16 protein-coding genes are annotated in these 15,775 nt (G+C 69.9%); 8 read left to right on the top strand and 8 right to left on the bottom strand.

The window, feature by feature from the left end; genetic code table 11:
- Positions 1-181: 181 nt before the first annotated feature.
- Entirely contained in the window at positions 182-1,153 is a 972-nt protein-coding gene (locus QH290_RS31210) for a sigma-70 family RNA polymerase sigma factor (protein ID WP_280265446.1), read from the bottom strand.
- A gap of 210 nt (positions 1,154-1,363) precedes the next feature.
- Positions 1,364-2,881 (bottom strand): DUF7782 domain-containing protein, encoded by a 1,518-nt coding sequence (locus QH290_RS31205; RefSeq protein WP_280386808.1) that lies wholly within the window; start codon positions 2,879-2,881, stop codon positions 1,364-1,366.
- Positions 2,882-3,060: 179 nt separating this feature from the next.
- Between QH290_RS31205 and QH290_RS31200 the strand changes: the two genes are divergently transcribed.
- A complete protein-coding gene (locus tag QH290_RS31200; RefSeq protein ID WP_280386806.1) occupies positions 3,061-3,399 on the top strand; it encodes a DUF485 domain-containing protein in 339 nt (112 codons plus the stop codon).
- Positions 3,396-5,009 carry a solute symporter family protein gene (locus QH290_RS31195; protein ID WP_280265443.1) on the top strand — a complete coding sequence of 538 codons (1,614 nt, stop codon included), beginning with the start codon at positions 3,396-3,398 and terminating at the stop codon, positions 5,007-5,009. The genes QH290_RS31200 and QH290_RS31195 overlap by 4 nt, the downstream gene beginning before the upstream one ends.
- Positions 5,010-5,027: 18 nt before the next feature.
- Here the strand turns inward: QH290_RS31195 and QH290_RS31190 are convergent, their stop codons facing one another.
- The 3 genes from QH290_RS31190 to QH290_RS31180 form a co-directional block, all read right to left on the bottom strand.
- Positions 5,028-6,011 (bottom strand): GlxA family transcriptional regulator, encoded by a 984-nt coding sequence (locus QH290_RS31190; RefSeq protein ID WP_280386805.1) that lies wholly within the window; start codon positions 6,009-6,011, stop codon positions 5,028-5,030.
- Positions 6,008-6,214: a hypothetical protein gene (locus tag QH290_RS31185; RefSeq protein WP_280386803.1), complete on the bottom strand. Its 207-nt coding sequence runs from the start codon at positions 6,212-6,214 to the stop codon at positions 6,008-6,010. The genes QH290_RS31190 and QH290_RS31185 overlap by 4 nt, the downstream gene beginning before the upstream one ends.
- 140 nt (positions 6,215-6,354) lie before the next feature.
- Positions 6,355-7,092: a VOC family protein gene (locus QH290_RS31180; RefSeq protein WP_280386801.1), complete on the bottom strand. Its 738-nt coding sequence runs from the start codon at positions 7,090-7,092 to the stop codon at positions 6,355-6,357.
- An 86-nt stretch (positions 7,093-7,178) separates the two neighbouring features.
- Between QH290_RS31180 and QH290_RS31175 the strand changes: the two genes are divergently transcribed.
- A complete protein-coding gene (locus QH290_RS31175) occupies positions 7,179-8,492 on the top strand; it encodes an MFS transporter (protein ID WP_280386799.1) in 1,314 nt (437 codons plus the stop codon).
- On the opposite strand, the gene QH290_RS31170 is transcribed toward QH290_RS31175, so the two are convergent.
- Entirely contained in the window at positions 8,463-8,906 is a 444-nt protein-coding gene (locus QH290_RS31170) for a DUF3099 domain-containing protein (protein WP_280265816.1), read from the bottom strand. The two genes, QH290_RS31175 and QH290_RS31170, sit on opposite strands and share 30 nt — an antisense overlap.
- 133 nt (positions 8,907-9,039) lie before the next feature.
- On the opposite strand from QH290_RS31170, the gene QH290_RS31165 reads away from it, so the two are divergent.
- A complete protein-coding gene (locus QH290_RS31165; RefSeq protein WP_280265817.1) occupies positions 9,040-9,270 on the top strand; it encodes a DUF3039 domain-containing protein in 231 nt (76 codons plus the stop codon).
- A 74-nt stretch (positions 9,271-9,344) separates the two neighbouring features.
- Here QH290_RS31165 and QH290_RS31160 read toward each other — a convergent pair whose 3' ends face one another.
- Complete coding sequence (locus QH290_RS31160) at positions 9,345-10,034, bottom strand: hypothetical protein (RefSeq protein WP_280265818.1); 690 nt, start codon at positions 10,032-10,034, stop codon at positions 9,345-9,347.
- Between the two features lie 170 nt (positions 10,035-10,204).
- Here QH290_RS31160 and QH290_RS31155 point away from each other — a divergent pair, with 170 nt between their 5' ends.
- Positions 10,205-10,858: a nitroreductase family protein gene (locus QH290_RS31155; RefSeq protein WP_280265819.1), complete on the top strand. Its 654-nt coding sequence runs from the start codon at positions 10,205-10,207 to the stop codon at positions 10,856-10,858.
- A 42-nt stretch (positions 10,859-10,900) separates the two neighbouring features.
- On the opposite strand, the gene aztA is transcribed toward QH290_RS31155, so the two are convergent.
- Positions 10,901-11,599, bottom strand: coding sequence for a zinc ABC transporter ATP-binding protein AztA (gene aztA, locus QH290_RS31150; protein ID WP_280386797.1), 699 nt, complete (start codon positions 11,597-11,599; stop codon positions 10,901-10,903).
- A 78-nt stretch (positions 11,600-11,677) separates the two neighbouring features.
- On the opposite strand from aztA, the gene aztB reads away from it, so the two are divergent.
- Genes aztB through aztD form a run of 3 tightly spaced genes read left to right on the top strand, consistent with a single transcriptional unit; the run spans position 11,678 to position 15,762 of the window.
- Positions 11,678-13,651: a zinc ABC transporter permease AztB gene (gene aztB, locus QH290_RS31145; RefSeq protein ID WP_280386795.1), complete on the top strand. Its 1,974-nt coding sequence runs from the start codon at positions 11,678-11,680 to the stop codon at positions 13,649-13,651.
- Positions 13,648-14,556, top strand: a complete 909-nt coding sequence (aztC, locus tag QH290_RS31140; RefSeq protein ID WP_280265822.1) for a zinc ABC transporter substrate-binding protein AztC — start codon at positions 13,648-13,650, stop codon at positions 14,554-14,556. The genes aztB and aztC overlap by 4 nt, the downstream gene beginning before the upstream one ends.
- A 33-nt stretch (positions 14,557-14,589) precedes the next feature.
- A complete protein-coding gene (aztD, locus tag QH290_RS31135) occupies positions 14,590-15,762 on the top strand; it encodes a zinc metallochaperone AztD (RefSeq protein ID WP_280265823.1) in 1,173 nt (390 codons plus the stop codon).
- Positions 15,763-15,775: the final 13 nt, after the last annotated feature.

Raw genomic sequence — 15,775 nt, 5'->3', positions numbered from 1 at the left:
CGGCCGGGGGGGCGGTTGGCCGGGGGGGTCGGGGCGGGGGGGGCGCCCCCGGGGGCTGGGGGTTACCACCACCCCACATCAGCCCGGGGGGGGGGCGGGGCCGTATTCCGCACGGCCCAGCGTCTGGGGGAGGCTCGAACGGCCTCGGTTGTTCGACCGGCCCGGGGTGCGGCCGGACTTGTCAGCTGGCGTAGGCGCGCAGCCGATCGGCCCGCTCGCCCTTGCGCAGCTTGGACATGACCTCACGCTCTATCTGACGCACCCGCTCGCGAGACAGGCCGAACAGCTTGCCGATCTGGTCCAGCGTACGCGGCTGACCGTCGTCGAGCCCGAAACGCAGCCGGATGACCTGCTGCTCGCGCTCGTCCAGCGTGGCCAGCACGCTGCGCACGTCGCGGTGCATCAGCCCGGCGATGACGGCGCTCTCGGCCGAGGTGGCCTCGGAGTCCTCGATGAAATCGCCGAGCGGGGCCTCTTCGTCGTTGCCCACCGGCATGTCCAGGCTCACCGGATCGCGGCTGTGATCGAGAAGGTCGGAGATCTTCTCCTCCGGGATGCCGGATTCGGCGGCCAGTTCCGCGTCGGTGGCCTCGCGCCCGAGCTGCTGGTGCAGCTCGCGCTTGATCCGGGCCAGCTTGTTGACCTGCTCGACCAGGTGCACGGGGAGCCGGATGGTGCGGCTCTGATCGGCCATGCCACGCGTGATGGCCTGGCGGATCCACCAGGTGGCGTAGGTGGAGAACTTGAAACCCTTGGAGTAGTCGAACTTCTCCATCGCCCGGATCAGGCCGAGGTTGCCCTCCTGGATCAGGTCGAGCAGCGGCATGCCGCGGCCGGTGTAGCGCTTGGCCAGCGAGACGACCAGGCGCAGGTTGGCCTCGAGCAGATGCTGGCGCGCGGACTGGCCGTCGCGTACCAGGATCGCCAGGTCCCGTTTTCGGGTGGCGGACAGACGTTTGCCGGTTTCCAACAGGTGTTGGGCATAGAGGCCCGCCTCGATGCGCTTGGCCAGCTCGACCTCATCGGCCGCCGTCAGCAGCGCCGTCTTGCCGATTCCGTTCAGGTACACGCGTACCAGGTCGGCGGCGGGGCTCTGGGCGTCGAGGTCCCCCTGATCGCTGGCGCGCACTCCAGTGGTGGCGGGGCTTGTCATGACTTGCCTCCTGTCGGTGGTGTCTCACTCCGATCAACGGACCCGACACTGGGAAAGTTCCCCGAGACTGTCCCGGTAAACCGTAGCTGAGCTGCGGGTTTCTCCCCTTCCATCTGAGAAGTTCCTAAGAAGCGGGCGAGTCGGGAACGCCGGTCGGCGGCCGTTGCCGGACGGCGACCGGGAATGCATCCAACCGTGATGCCCGCGGGGCTACGCGGGGTGGATCAATCCGTGGCGCACCAGTCCGGTGGTGACCGCCAGCGCCGAGGCGCGGAACTCCGGTGTGGCGGTGGTGCCGGTGTGGCCGATTGCCAGCAATTCGACCAGTTCCTGCAACGGCAGGCCGTCCGCGCGCATTCCCGCCATCAGCGCGGCGGCGGTGTCGTCGACCTCGTGCTGCCAGCGCGGGCCGTCGCCGCGGTGCAACCGCACCACCTGCTGCTCCCAGCCCTCGGCTCCGGGCAGGGCGACCCGTTCCAGCGCGGTGGCCGGATCGACCTCGAATCGTGATGTCCAGGCGAGGTTCTCGTCCCCGGCGACCGCGCGCAGCCAGGCCGATCGCCGGAAGTGCGCGGTGGCTTCCGGGCCGAGGGGATCGTCGAAGCCGTGGGTCAGATCCTCGGCGAGCACCTCGGTCGGGCCGTCGATGGCGCGCAGATACACGAATCCGAACCCGACGCCCTCGACATCCGCGGCCGTGAACGCGTCGAGCCAGCGTTCGGCCTGCTCCTGGGCCTGCCGATCGCGCGGATCCAGGCCCGCGTCGCGCAGCCAGGTGCCCACGTACAGCGCCGGATCGGCGATATCGCGCTGCACGATCCACGCGTCGACGCCGTGATCGGGCAGCCACGACGACACCCGGGTGCGCCAGTCCTCGCCGTCCACGTGCACCCACGCCGCCAGCATGGCCGCGGTACCGCCCGGATTCAGCAGCTCCGGTGCCTGGGAGACGACCAGCTCGCTGGCCCCGTCGAGGGCCAGCCCGGAGTCGCGGTAGGTGTGCTCGACGCGGGCCGGGCCGACGACGAACGGGGGATTGGCGACCACCTGGTCGAAGCGGCGCCCGGCCACCGGCTCGAACCAGGAGCCCTCGAGCAGTTCGAGATCGAGGTCGTTGAGCGCGGCGGTGGCCTCGGCCAGCCACAGCGCCCGGCGGTTGACGTCGGTGCCGGTGACCCTGCCCGCGTAGGAGGCCGCGTGCACGGCCTGCACGCCGCAGCCGGTGCCCAGATCCAGCACCGTGCCGACGGGTGCGGTCGGGGTGGCGCGCAGCAGCGACAGCGAGGCCTGTCCGACGCCGAGCACGTGGTCGGCGGTCAGGGTGCGGCGATGCATCGCGTCATCGAGATCCGACAGCACCCAGCGGGGGCCGTGGCCCAGATCCAGCGGCCGCAGATCCAGGGCGGCGCGCACCCGATCGCCGTCGCGGTCCAGCAGACCCGCGGCAACCGCGTGGTCGAGATCGACCGGGGCCAGCGCAGCCGCCACCTCCCGCTCGGGCAGCGCGTCGCCGAGCAGCAGCAGCCGGACCAGGGTGCCCAGCTCACCGGCCGCGCGGGCCGCGCGCCGCGCGGGCACCGGTTCGGAACGGCCGAGTGCGGCGTGTGCGGGCTCGCCGAGCGCCCGCAGCAGCGTGTCGGTGTCGTACTGGACTCGGGTCAGCGCGGTGCGCAGCTGCGGCGCGAGCGCGGCGAGCGGGGAGACCGCTGTGGTCTGATTCGTCGGCACAGTCGGAGAACTCTGCCAGGGCAACCGCCGGGCACTCGGCAGCGACCCCGCAACGGTGTGAATCGCGCCGGGAATCCGCGTAACTCTTCCGCCGCCCCCGCCGCCGACCTGGGACATTCCGCAGGTCAAATGTCCGATTTCCTGATATTGTGACGTGGCTCACGAGGGAGGTACGGCAGGTGACAACCGAAGAGCAGGCCGGGGAACCGTCGGGCGACTGGGCCCGCGCCTACGACAGTCCGGAGTTCCAGCGACTACGCCGCAGATTCCGCCTCTTCGTCTTTCCGATGACCGCCCTGTTCCTCGCCTGGTACGCCCTCTACGTGCTGCTGGCCGACTACGCCCACGACTTCATGTCCACGCGGGTCGTCGGCACCATCAACGTCGGGCTGATCCTGGGGCTGCTGCAATTCGTCTCGACCTTCGTCATCACCGGGCTGTACGTGCGCTACGCCGATCGTGAACTGGATCCGATCGCCGACGAGCTGCGCGCCGACATGGAGGAACCGACCCGATGAGTTCCACTCTCGCCGCCGCTGTCGAGGGCAGCCGGCCGGGCCTCAACATCACCATCTTCGCGATCTTCGTGGCGATCACGCTCGTGATCGTGTTCCGTGCCAGCCGCGACACCCGAACCGCCGCAGACTATTACGCGGCGGGCCGGGCGTTCTCCGGACCCCAGAACGGCGTCGCGATCTCCGGCGACTACCTGTCGGCGGCCAGCTTCCTCGGCATCGCCGGGGCCATCGCGCTCTACGGTTACGACGGATTCCTGTACTCGATCGGATTCCTGGTGGCGTGGCTGGTCGCGCTGCTGCTCGTGGCCGAATTGCTGCGCAACACAGGCAAATTCACCCTCGGCGACGTCCTGGCGTTCCGGATGAAGCAGCGTCCGGTGCGTGCCGCCGCGGCCACCTCGACGCTGGCGGTGAGCCTGTTCTACCTGCTGGCGCAGATGGCGGGCGCCGGTGTGCTGGTGTCGCTGCTGCTGGGGGTGTCCGGCGATATGGGCCAGAACCTGGTGATCGCCGTGGTGGGCGCGCTGATGATCGTGTATGTGCTGGTCGGCGGCATGAAGGGCACCACCTGGGTGCAGATCGTGAAGGCGGTGCTGCTGATCGGGGCGGCCGCGGCGATGACGGTGTGGGTGCTCGCCAAGTACGGGCTGAACCTGTCGACGCTGCTGCAGCAGGCGGTCGACAACAGCGGCAAGACCGGCGCCCAGCTGCTCGATCCCGGCTTCCGCTACGGCAAGAACGAGACCAGCAAGCTCGACTTCCTTTCTCTCGCACTGGCTTTGGTGCTCGGCACGGCGGGGCTGCCGCATGTGCTGATGCGCTTCTATACCGTGCCGACGGCCAAGGACGCTCGTCGGTCGGTGGTGTGGGCGATCGCGCTGATCGGGCTGTTCTACCTGTTCACGCTGGTGCTCGGGTACGGCGCGGCGGCGCTGGTCGGGCCCGAGAAGATCAATGCCGCGCCGGGTAAGGAGAATGCCGCGGCACCGCTGCTGGCGCTGGAGCTGGGCGGGCCGCTGCTGCTGGGATTCGTTGCGGCGGTGGCCTTCGCGACCATTCTGGCCGTGGTGGCGGGGCTGACGATCACCGCGTCGGCGTCGTTCGCGCACGACGTGTACGCCAATGTCATCAAGCGCGGGCAGGCCGACAGCAAGGAGGGGGAGGTGCGGGTCGCCCGCATCACCGCCGTGGTGATCGGCGCGGTCGCGATCGTGGGTGGCATCCTGGCGAAGAATCAGAATGTGGCGTTCCTGGTGGCGCTGGCGTTCGCGGTGGCGGCCTCGGCGAACCTGCCGACCATTCTGTATTCGCTGTTCTGGAAGCGGTTCAACACCACCGGGGCGCTGTTCAGCAGCTACGGCGGCCTGCTGGTGACCGTCGTGCTGATCGTGTTCTCCCCGGCGGTGTCGGGCGCGTCGACGGCGATGATCAAATCCGTCGACTTCAGCTGGTTCCCGCTGTCGAACCCGGGGCTGGTCTCGATCCCGGTGTCCTTCGCCCTCGGCTGGCTCGGCACCATGCTGTCCAAGGAGCACGACGAGGCGAAGTACATCGAGATGCAGGTCCGTTCCCTGACCGGCGCGGGCGCGGAAAAGGCCGTGCCCCACTGAGATTCGCGGGCGCGCGGGCTATTCCGGTACCGTTCGCAACCCCGACCTGAAGGTCTTGCGATACGTCAGCGGCGGGACGCCCAGCTCGCTGCGCATGTGGTGGCGCAGCGAGGCGGCCGTTCCCAGACCGGCGGCGCGGGCCACCTCGTCGATCGGCAGATCGGTGGACTCCAGTAGGTGCCGGGCGTGGCGCAGGCGCTGCTGCAGCAGCCAGGCGCCCGGCGCGAGCCCGGTTTCGGCCTTGAACCGGCGGGTGAAGGTGCGCACGCTCATGCGGGCGTGGGCGGACAGCGTGGTCAGGCCCAGATCGTGGTCGAGGTGCCGCAGGGCCCAGGCGCGGGTGGGGGCGGTGCCGTCGGAGCCGTCCTCGGGGACGTGGCGGTCGATGAACTGCGACTGGCCGCCCTCGCGCCACGGCGGCACCACGCAGTAGCGGGCGGCCTGGTTGGCGACCTCGCTGTTGTGGTCGCTGCGCAGCAGGTGCAGGCACAGGTCCAGGCCCGCCGCCAAACCCGCTGCGGTGCAGACGTTTCCGTCCTCCACGAACAGCAGGTTCTCGTCCAGGCGTACCCGCGGGTAGAGCCTGCGGAAGTCGTCGGCGAACGCCCAGTGCGTGGTCGCGCGGTGGCCGTCGAGCAGACCCGCCGCGCCGAGGACGAAGGCGCCGGTGCAGATCGACACGATCCGTGCCTCGGCGCGGATCGTGGACAGGGCCTCGGCGAGTTCCGGGGTGATCGTCCCGTCGCGCCGCGGCCCGGACATCTGTGTGCCGGGCACGATGACGGTGTCGGCGACGCCGAGCCAGTCCGGTCCCGACTGCGGCACGATCGCGTAACCCATTGTCGCGGTGACGGGTTCGGTGCTCAGCCCGCAGATACGCACGTCGTACAGCCTGGTACCGTCCGCCGCCGCGGCATTGCCCAGCACCGTCGGCGGAATCGTCATATCGAACCCCACCACGGGCGCGAGCGCCAGCACCGCCACCCGGTGCGGCCGGGTCACCGCCACCACCCCTCGCCGTTCGCACACCCCGCGTTCGTACCCGCCCCGCACCGCCTGACCATCGCCGCCACGGTCTCCACCGCCACCGTCGCCACCGCCAGTGCCACGGTCGTCGCCGTCACCACCATCGCCGCCGCCTCGGTCGCCGCCGCCACCGTCGCCGCCACGGTCTCCACCACCGCAACCGTCGTTGCCGCTGCCACTGTCGCCCTTGCGATCGTCGCCGTCGCCGCCGAGCGCGGCAAGGCCCGCCTGGTTCCCGCACCCGCGGCGGGGCTTGTGGGAAGCGCGGGAATGTGTGCGGGACGCGGGAGAGCCGGTCTCATCCTCGGGACCGCTGGAATCATTGCGGGACCCGGCCGGTGTGCGGGTCGCGGCCGGTGAGGCAGTAGGGGCCGCCGGTCGGGTCGTTCATCACCATCCAGTGCGCCCCGCGCGAGACGCGTCGTGCGCCGAGGGACTCGTGCCAGGCGGCGGTGGCGCCGACGTCCGCGCAGGCGACGTCGAGGTGGGCCGTGGACTGGCCGTCGGAATCTTTGCGCTGCAACAGGATTCGTATCGGCAGGGTATCCGGCACGCCCAGCCGCGTGAACTCCGGTCGGCTGGTCGGCCGCAGCTCCCAGCCGGTCAGCGCCGCCCAGAACTCGGTCTCCCGGTCGTAGTCGGAGGCGCCGATATCCAGGCACACCTGATCGAGGCGGCTGAGCGTGCCGTCCGGGGCCGCGATCGGCGGCGGGACCCGATGGCCCTCGTCGGTGGTGACGCAGAATGCCGTCCCGGCAGGGGAGCGCAGGTGGGAGAAGTTGCCGCGGTCGACGACCGGCACGGCGCCCAGGTCGATCGCCCGCCCGCGCGCCGCGGCGAGATCATCGACGCCGAGGTCCACATGGGCGCCTCCGGGACCGCCCACGGCCTGGCCGCCCAGGCACGGATCCCCGGATTCGGGCAGCAGGGAGGCGAATTCGCCGTTCTCACCGCTCGGTTCGGAAAGCCGCGTCCGGGTCACGGCGGTCCAGAAGGCGAAGGCCGCGCCGCACTGCGCGGCGGGGCGATCGATGAAGGCGCTGTTCCAACAGATCATGCCGTCCTCCCGAAGTGGCCAGATATTGACGCATTGTGGCATTCAGGCCACTCGTCCGGCAACGGCATTTCCTGCACGATCTTGGGGTGACCGAACTGCAACACTCCTCCGAGAGAACGGAATCGGGCGGCGTGCGGCCCCGCGTCCACCCCGCCTGGCTGGTCGCCGCCGCCGGATTCGTGGCGCTGATCGGCGCGGCCGGATTCCGGTCGGTGCCGAGTGTGCTGATGGATCCGCTGCACGAGGAGTTCGGCTGGTCGCACGGCACCATCGGGGCGGCGGTCTCGCTGAATGTGCTGCTGTACGGGCTGATCTCGCCGTTCGCCGCGGCGCTGATGGACCGCTTCGGCATCCGCCGGGTGGTGGCGTCGGCGCTGCTGCTGGTGGCGGCGGGCAGCGGCCTGACGGTGTTCATGACCGCGTCGTGGCAACTGCTGGCGACCTGGGGCCTGCTGGTGGGTCTCGGGGTGGGTTCGATGTCGATGCCGTTCGTGGCCACCATCACCGGGCGCTGGTTCGTCCGGCACCGCGGCCTGGTGACCGGCGTGCTCACCGCCGCCGGGGCGACCGGTCAGCTGGTGTTCCTGCCGCTGGTCTCGGCGCTGGCGCAGGCGCACGGCTGGCGGGTGCCGTCGCTGGTGGTAGCGGGCACGGCGCTGGCGGTGGTGCCGCTGGTGCTGCTGTTCATCCGCGACTTTCCCAGCGATGTCGGCACCCGGGCCTACGGCGCCGAGCCCGGGAGCGCCGCCGGGATGCGGGTCGCGGTGACCGGCGGTGCGACCCGTGCGCTGACGGTGCTGGCCAAGGTCGCGCGCACGTCCCAATTCTGGCTGCTGGCAGGCGGTTTCGCGGTCTGCGGTGCCTCGACCAACGGCCTGGTGGGCACCCATTTCGTGAGCGCGGCACACGATCACGGCATGCCCCCGACCACCGCGGCCGGGCTGCTGGCGGTCGTCGGCGTCTTCGACGTCGCCGGGACCGTCGCCTCCGGCTGGCTCACCGACCGCGTCGACTCGCGGTACCTGCTCGTCGGCTACTACTCGCTGCGCGGCCTGTCGCTGCTGATCCTGCCCGCGCTGTTCGCCCCCGACACCCGCCCCAGCATGTGGGTGTTCATCATCTTCTACGGCCTGGACTGGATCGCGACCGTGCCGCCCACGGTCGCCCTGTGCCGCAAGCATTTCGGCGACGACGGACCGATCGCCTTCGGCTGGGTCTTCGCCTCCCACCAGATCGGCGCCGCGCTGGCGGCCACCGGCGCGGGCGTGATCCGCGATCTGCAGGGCAGCTACGACCTGGCCTGGTACATCGCGGGGGCGCTGTGCGGGACGGCCGCGGTAATGTCGGGCCTGATCAGCGCGGCGTCGCGGTCAGCCGTCGATCGAGCGGTGGTGGCCTGATTCCAGGGCCTTGGCGGCGCGGCGGCCGTCCCAGCGGCTGGGCTCGTCCTTGCGACGCGGCGGGCGATCGTTGGCGATCAGCACCGCGATCCACGGCAGCGGGATCGAGACGCCGATGATGGCCAGCGAGATGAGCGGATTGGCCCACAGGCCGTAGGCCACCGCGGCCAGGACCAGGCAGGGGATGCGGAATGCCATGATGATCGTGTACCGGCGCACCCGCGCCCGATGCTGCTGCTCCAGCGACGGGGCGGCCTCGGTGATCAGCGCCGGGCGGCGCTCCTGCTCACCGGGGAAATAGCCCTCGGAGGGGCGGGCCGGGCGGGGGATCGAACCGGGCGGACGCATCTCGAACTCGGGGCGAACCTTGCCGTCGCGGTCTTCGGCATCGGGGGATTCGCCGTCACGCTGCATACCTCGAGTCTTCCACTCGGGCCCGCCGATTGCACACACGGGTCGGCCGGGATCCCGGCCCCGGACCGCGCCGAGATCGTGGAATCGGCCACGCGATGCGACCACCCGGACCGATGCTGGCATCATGGAACCCGTGAGCACCGACACCCTGGTCCGTCCGGATGAGACCACCGACGAGTCGACCTCCGACGACACCCCGAAGTACTTCCACTACGTGAAGAAGGACAAGATCGCCGAGAGTGCCGTCATGGGCACCCACGTGGTAGCCCTGTGCGGCGAGGTATTCCCGGTGACGAAGTCCGCCAAGCCCGGCTCCCCGGTCTGCCCGGAATGCAAGCGCATCTACGACATGATGAAGAAATAGGGCTGTGTTCGGCGCTGAGCGTCCGCGCTCGGCGAGAATCTCGGCGGGTCCTGCGCGCGGCCGGGGGTGATCTGTCACTCGCCGCCCGGCCGGTTGGTGCTGGTGGTCTGGCCGAAGAAGAATCCCAGGATCAGCAGGATCATGTTGGTGAGCACGTCCGGCACGGTCGTGTGGCTGAACGTTGCGATGATCAATGCGAGGGTCAGCACGAGGAGTAGGAGACCGCCGATCAGGACGGCGGCCGGCTCGCGTTCGAGCATGGATTTGCGCATGTCCCAGCGTCGTTGCTGGACTTCGATTTTCCTCAGCTCCTGGTCTACCGCATCATCGCTCTCGTCCAGGCGTGCAGCCAGCTCGTCCTGACGTCTGGCAACCTCGGTTACGAGATCCGAAAGCTCCTGTCTCACTTCCGGGTCCGCAACTTTCGATTCGACCGCTTCCTTGATCTCGCCGATTTCATCGCGCCGAGACCGTTGGGCTATCTTGTCGGCGACCATACGGCGTTGAAACAGATACGAATCAATGCGGTCGAGGTATTTCCTCAGCTCGGCTTCCGACGACGCGGGGCTGGGCTTGCGCGCTGCTTCGATCTTGGCACTGAGTTCAACGTACTTCTCCTCCAACTGTTCTCGACTCATGCCCACCAAGGCGTCCTCGAATGGTGTCGTTCGTACCCGGAGCGCATGGGTCCTGCCCGATCCCGTCGAGGTTGTGAGGATGTAGCGCCTAGGGCCGTCATCGAGGTCCCGTTTCTGCTCGCCCATCAGATGACGCCTCTCCCTCGATACCGTCTGCTCGGATGTCCGATACGGAGGTTACGGGCCGCGAGCAATGCGTGCGGGACTCCGGCGGGATGTTCCGTTGCGGGAATGGTAGAAATCGAGGAAGTGGCCAGTGGATGAGCTGGGACGACGGATATCGACTAGGAGATGCGATGGCGGTTGGGAATGTCCTGGACCTGTCGGTTGACGAAGTCCTGAGTACTACTCGGTCGGTGCGTAAACGGCTGGATCTGGAGAGGCCGGTGCCTCGGGACGTGTTGCTGGAGTGCCTCGAGTTGGCGTTGCAGGCGCCGACGGGGTCGAACAGCCAAGGGTGGCAGTGGGTGTTCGTCGACGACCCCGAGCGGAAGAAGGCGCTGGCCGATATCTACCGGACCTACGCGACGCCCTATCTCGACGCGCCGCGGCCCGAGTTCGGGGACGACCGCGACCTGCGGCGGTCCCTCGTGACGGAGTCCGCCAGGTATCTCAACGACCACCTCCACGAGGTCCCGGTCATGTTGATCCCGTGCCTCGAGGGGCGTGCCGAGAGCGGCCGCGGGGGGTCGAGCGCGGGCTTCTGGGGTTCGCTGTTGCCCGCGGTGTGGAGCTTCATGCTGGCGTTGCGCTCCCGCGGCCTGGGCTCGGCGTGGACGACGCTGCATCTCAGCGGCGACGGCGAGAAGCAGGCCGCCGAACTTCTCGGCATCCCGTTCGACAAGTACAGCCAGGGCGGTCTGTTCCCGATCGCCTACACGCGGGGCACCGACTTCCGCCCGGCGCACCGCCTGCCCGCGGACCGGCTGACCCACTGGAACGGCTGGTAGCGGGCGATCCGACGCCGTCTCGGCTGATCGGGTCGGCGGTGTTCACGGGGCCGCGCGGACCGAGGGTTCTCCCAGTAGTACGTCTGCGGGAGTGCCTGCGGCGATGAGATTGCCGGTGTGCAGTTGCAGGCAGTGGTCGGCGTGCAGGGCCTCGCGGTGATCGTGGGTGGCCTGGACGACGGCCACCCCGTCGGCCGCCAGTTCGCGGAGCGTGGACGAGATCTGTTGCTGGGCTTCGGAATCCAGCCCGGTGGTGGGTTCGTCCAGCAATAGCAGATCCGATTGCTGTGCGAGGGCCTGGGCGAGGAGGGCGCGTTGCCGCTGGCCGCCGGAGAGGGTGGTGAGGCGGCGGCGGGCGAGGTCGGCGATGTGCATGCGTTCCATGCAGGCCCGCACGATCGCGGTATCGGCGCGGGTGAGCCGCCGCCAGGGGCCGCGGTGTGCCCAGCGGCCCATGGCGACGGTGTCGCGGACGGTGAGGGGCAGGGTCGCCGGTATCGCGCCCTGCTGGACCACGAAGGCCGGGCGCCGGGAGCTGCTGCGCCGGACGGTCCCGGTCGCCGGAGCGACGACCCCGGCGATGACGCTGAGCAGCGTGGATTTCCCGGATCCGTTGGGGCCGACGATCGCGGTGACCTGACCGGCGGGAATCTCGGTGGTGATCCGGTGCAGCACGGTGTGCGAGTGATACCCGGCCGAGAGCGCGTCGATCCGGACTGCCGGGGTCTTTTCTTTGTGCACCACATCACCTAACTTGTATTGAAAATCGTTTCCATTATAAAGTGCCGTGCCATGGATGTCCTGTTTGCCCCGTTCGAAGTGTCTTTCGTACAGAGAGCGCTGTGGGGTGGACTGCTGGTCTCCTGCATCTGCGCACTGGCGGGTACGTGGGTGGTGGTGCGCGGCATGGCTTTTCTGGGTGACGCAATGGCGCACGGGATGCTGCCGGGGGTGGCGCTGGCCTCGCTGCTCGGCGGCAATCTGCTGGTGGGCGCCGCCTGCAGCGCCGCGGCGATGGCGCTGGGTGTGACTGCGCTGCAACGTAATCCGCGATTCACCGCCGACACCGGGATCGGCCTGATGTTCGTCGGAATGCTGGCGGCCGGTGTGATCATCGTGTCGCGGTCGCAGTCGTTCGCCGTCGATGTGACCGGGTTCCTGTTCGGTGACGTGCTGGCCATCCGGGACCGCGATCTCGGCTATCTCGTTGCGGCACTGGCGATCGCGGTGGTGATCGCGGTGCTGGGTCATCGCGCGTTCCTGGCGCTGGCGTTCGATCCGCGCAAGGCGCACACGCTGGGGCTGCGGCCGCGGTGGGCGCAGGCGGCACTGTTGGGCCTGCTGACCCTGGCGATCGTCGCCTCCTTCCATGTCGCGGGCACCCTGCTGGTGTTCGGCCTGCTCATCGCGCCACCGGCCGCGGCGACGTATTGGGCCGACCGGGTTCCGGTGATCATGGCGCTGGCGGCGCTGTTCGGCGGGTTCTCGACGGTGGTGGGCCTGCTGGTGTCCTGGCACGCGGGCACCGCCGCGGGCGCGACCATCGTGGCCGTCGCGGTCGCGGTGTTCTTCGCGTCGGCCGCGGCGGCGTGGCTGCGCGACCGGATGCGCCTGCCTGGGGCGAACGCGCTGGCTCTTGCGGCGGCGCTGGTAGCGGTGCTGCCGCTGGCCGGATGCGGCTCGGACACAGGCGATTCCGCGCCGGTCACCGAGACGCCGCATGGTTACGTGGAGGGTGCGGAGGAGACCGATGCGCCGCAGACCCGGGTGGTGGCCGCCGACGCCGGGGGAGCGGTGCGGGTGGTCGATCTGATCGACGGCGCGGTCACCGACGGTGGCCGGGCGCCGGGCGTGACCGGGATGTCCGGAGACGACCGGTTCGCCTATCTCGGCAGCGGCGCGGGGGTGCGGATCGTGGACGGCGGTGCGTGGACGGTGGACCACGGCGACCACGTGCACTACTACCGCGCCGCGATCCGCGAGGCGGGCACGATGGGGCGCGGTGGTTCGGTTGCGGCGCACAGCGATCCGGTGATCACCGCCGTGGTCACCGACTCCGGCACCACCCTGCTGGACCGGGCCGCGCTCGATGCGGGCCGGGTCACCGAACGCGGCGTGATCGCGAATGCCCTCGCGGTTCCGTACGCGGAACACCTCGCCGTGGTCGCGAGGGACACCGGCCGTGCGGAGATCCGGAACCGGGACGGAGCCGTGGTCGCACCCTTGACCGAGACATGTTCTGCACCACGGGGTTCCGCCGTGACGCGCCGCGGCCTGGTCTTCGGTTGCGCCGACGGTGCCGTGCTGGTGACCGCCGCCGAGGGACGGTTCGAGGCCGCGAAGATCGCCTACCCGCAACCGGTTCCGGATACCGAGCGTGCGACGGAGTTCGCCCACCGCCCCGGGAGCACCACGCTCGTCGCCCGGGCGGGTGAGCGCGGCGTGTGGGTGCTCGACATCCGCACGCGCACTTGGCGACTGGTGGAAACGGGTCCGGTGCTCGCGGCCAATACGGCCGGGGAGGGCAGTGTTCTGCTCACCCTGACCCGCGACGGCGTGCTGCACGGCCACGATATCGGCACGGGCGCGCAGACCGCGCAGACGCCGCTGCTCGCCGGTCCGGTCGCGCCGGGTGCGCCGCCGCCGGTGATCCAGATCGATACCGGCCGTGCCTACGTCAACGACGCGGCCGCCCGCGCGGTGTACGAGATCGACTACCGCGACAATCTGCGTCGCGCACGGACGTTCATCCTCGACATCGCGCCCGAGTACATGGTGGAGACGGGCCGATGAGAACCGTGATCCGGGCGTGTATCGCGCTACTCGTGCTGGCCGTGGCACCGGCCTGCGCCGACCGGGCCGACGACGGGCCCGAGATCGTCGTCACCACCAATATTCTCGGCGATATCACCCGCGCGATCGTCGGTGAGACGGCGGCGGTCACGGTGCTGATGCCGCCGAACGCCGATCCGCACCAGTTCGCTGTCTCCGCCCAGACGGCCGCACGCATCGAACGCGCCGCGCTGCTGGTCCACAACGGCCTCGGCCTGGAGGAGGGCGTGCAGCGGCACGTGCGCGCGGCCGAAGACGCCGGGGTGGCAACGGTTTCCGTCGGCGAGCAGGTGGATCCGATCCGGTACCGCAGCACCGAGGGCGGCAAGCCGGATCCGCACTTCTGGACCGATCCGGCGCGGGTGCGCCGCGCCGTGGAGGTGATCGGCGCCCGGATCGCCGGAATCGACGGGATCGATGCCGACGCCGCGCGCGCCAACACCGCCCGCTATCTGGGGGAGCTGGACCGGCTCGACGGGTGGATGACCGAGCGGTTCGCCGCGCTGCCGCCGGACCGGCGCAAGCTGGTCACCAACCACCACGTATTCGGTTACCTGGCACAGCGATTCGGGTTCGAGGTGATCGGCGCGGTCGTCCCCAGCGGCACCACGCTCGCCTCGCCCAGCGCCTCGGATCTCGCCGGGCTGGCCGAAACCGTCCGCGCCGCGGGCGTTCCCGCCATCTTCGCCGATTCCTCCCAGCCCGACCGCCTGGCCCGCGTCCTGGCCGAGCAGGCGGGGCTGCGGGTGCGGGTCATCGCCCTGTACTCGGAATCGCTCACCGAGCCCGGCGGCGGCGCTCCCACCTACCTGGACATGATGCGCGCCAACACCGAGGCCATCGTGCACGGCCTGACGGCGCCCTGACCCGAGCATCGAACAACAGATATGGAGAAGCACATGCGGTTACGTTCCCGCGCGGCCCGATCCCTGGCCGCCTCCGCGATAGTGGCGTCCGCGGTGGCCCTGAACGGTTGCGGCGCAGACGATTCGGATTCGGACCACCATTCCGACCACGCGGCGATCACCGATCCGATCGCGGTCACCTACGACGGCGGCATCTACCTGCTCGACGGGAAGTCCCTGGCGATGGCGGACGAGGTGAAGCTCGACGGGTTCAACCGCCTCAACCCGGCCGGCGACGACCACCACCTCATGGTGTCGACCAAGGACGGCTTCCAGGCCCTCGACGCCGTGCACGGCGAACTGACCGACACCACCTTCCCCGCCGCCAAGCCCGGCCACGTGGTGCGGCATGCCGGGCGCACCGTGCTGTTCGCCGACGGCAGCGGCGAGGTCACCATGTTCGATCCCCACAAGCTGGGCGACGGCACCCCCGAGACACAGACCTACAAGGCGGCCGCGCCGCACCACGGCGTCGCGATCCAGCTGTCGAACGGCGAGCTGGTCGTCACCCTCGGGACCGAGGAGAAGCGCACCGGTGTCGCCGTGCTGGACCGCAACCGCACCGAGATCGCGCGCAACGAGGACTGCCCGGGCGTGCACGGCGAATCCACCGTGCAGGGTGAGGCCGTCGTCATCGGTTGCCAGACCGGCGCTCTGGTCTATCGCAACGGCACCCTCACCAAGGTCACCAGCCCCGACCCGTACGGCCGCATCGGCAATCAGGCCGGTACCGATGCCTCCCCGATCGCGCTCGGCGACTACAAGACCGACAAGGACGCCGAACTCGAACGGCCGCAACGGGTCTCGCTGATCGACAGCCGCGACGGCAGCCTGCGGCTGGTGGATCTCGGCACCAGTTACACCTTCCGCTCGCTGGCCCGCGGCCCGCAGGGCGAGGCGCTGGTGCTCGGCACCGACGGCCGCATCCACGTCATCGACCCCGCGGCCGGGACCGTCACCCGGACCATCCCGGTCCTCGGACCGTGGGAGGAACCGCTGCGCTGGCAGGATCCCCGACCGGCGATCTTCGTGCGCGGCAACGACATCTACGTCTCCGACACCGCCACCAGGCAGATCCGCCGCCTCGACCTGACCACCGGCGCCGTCACCGCCACCGCCACTCTGCCCGAAACCCCGAACGAACTCAGCGGGGTCAGCGCGCACTGATCGGCTCCCGCGC

Source organism: Nocardia wallacei, assembly GCF_029869545.1.
Classification (GTDB): domain Bacteria; phylum Actinomycetota; class Actinomycetes; order Mycobacteriales; family Mycobacteriaceae; genus Nocardia; species Nocardia wallacei_A.
This window is presented reverse-complemented; position numbering and strand designations above follow the sequence as displayed.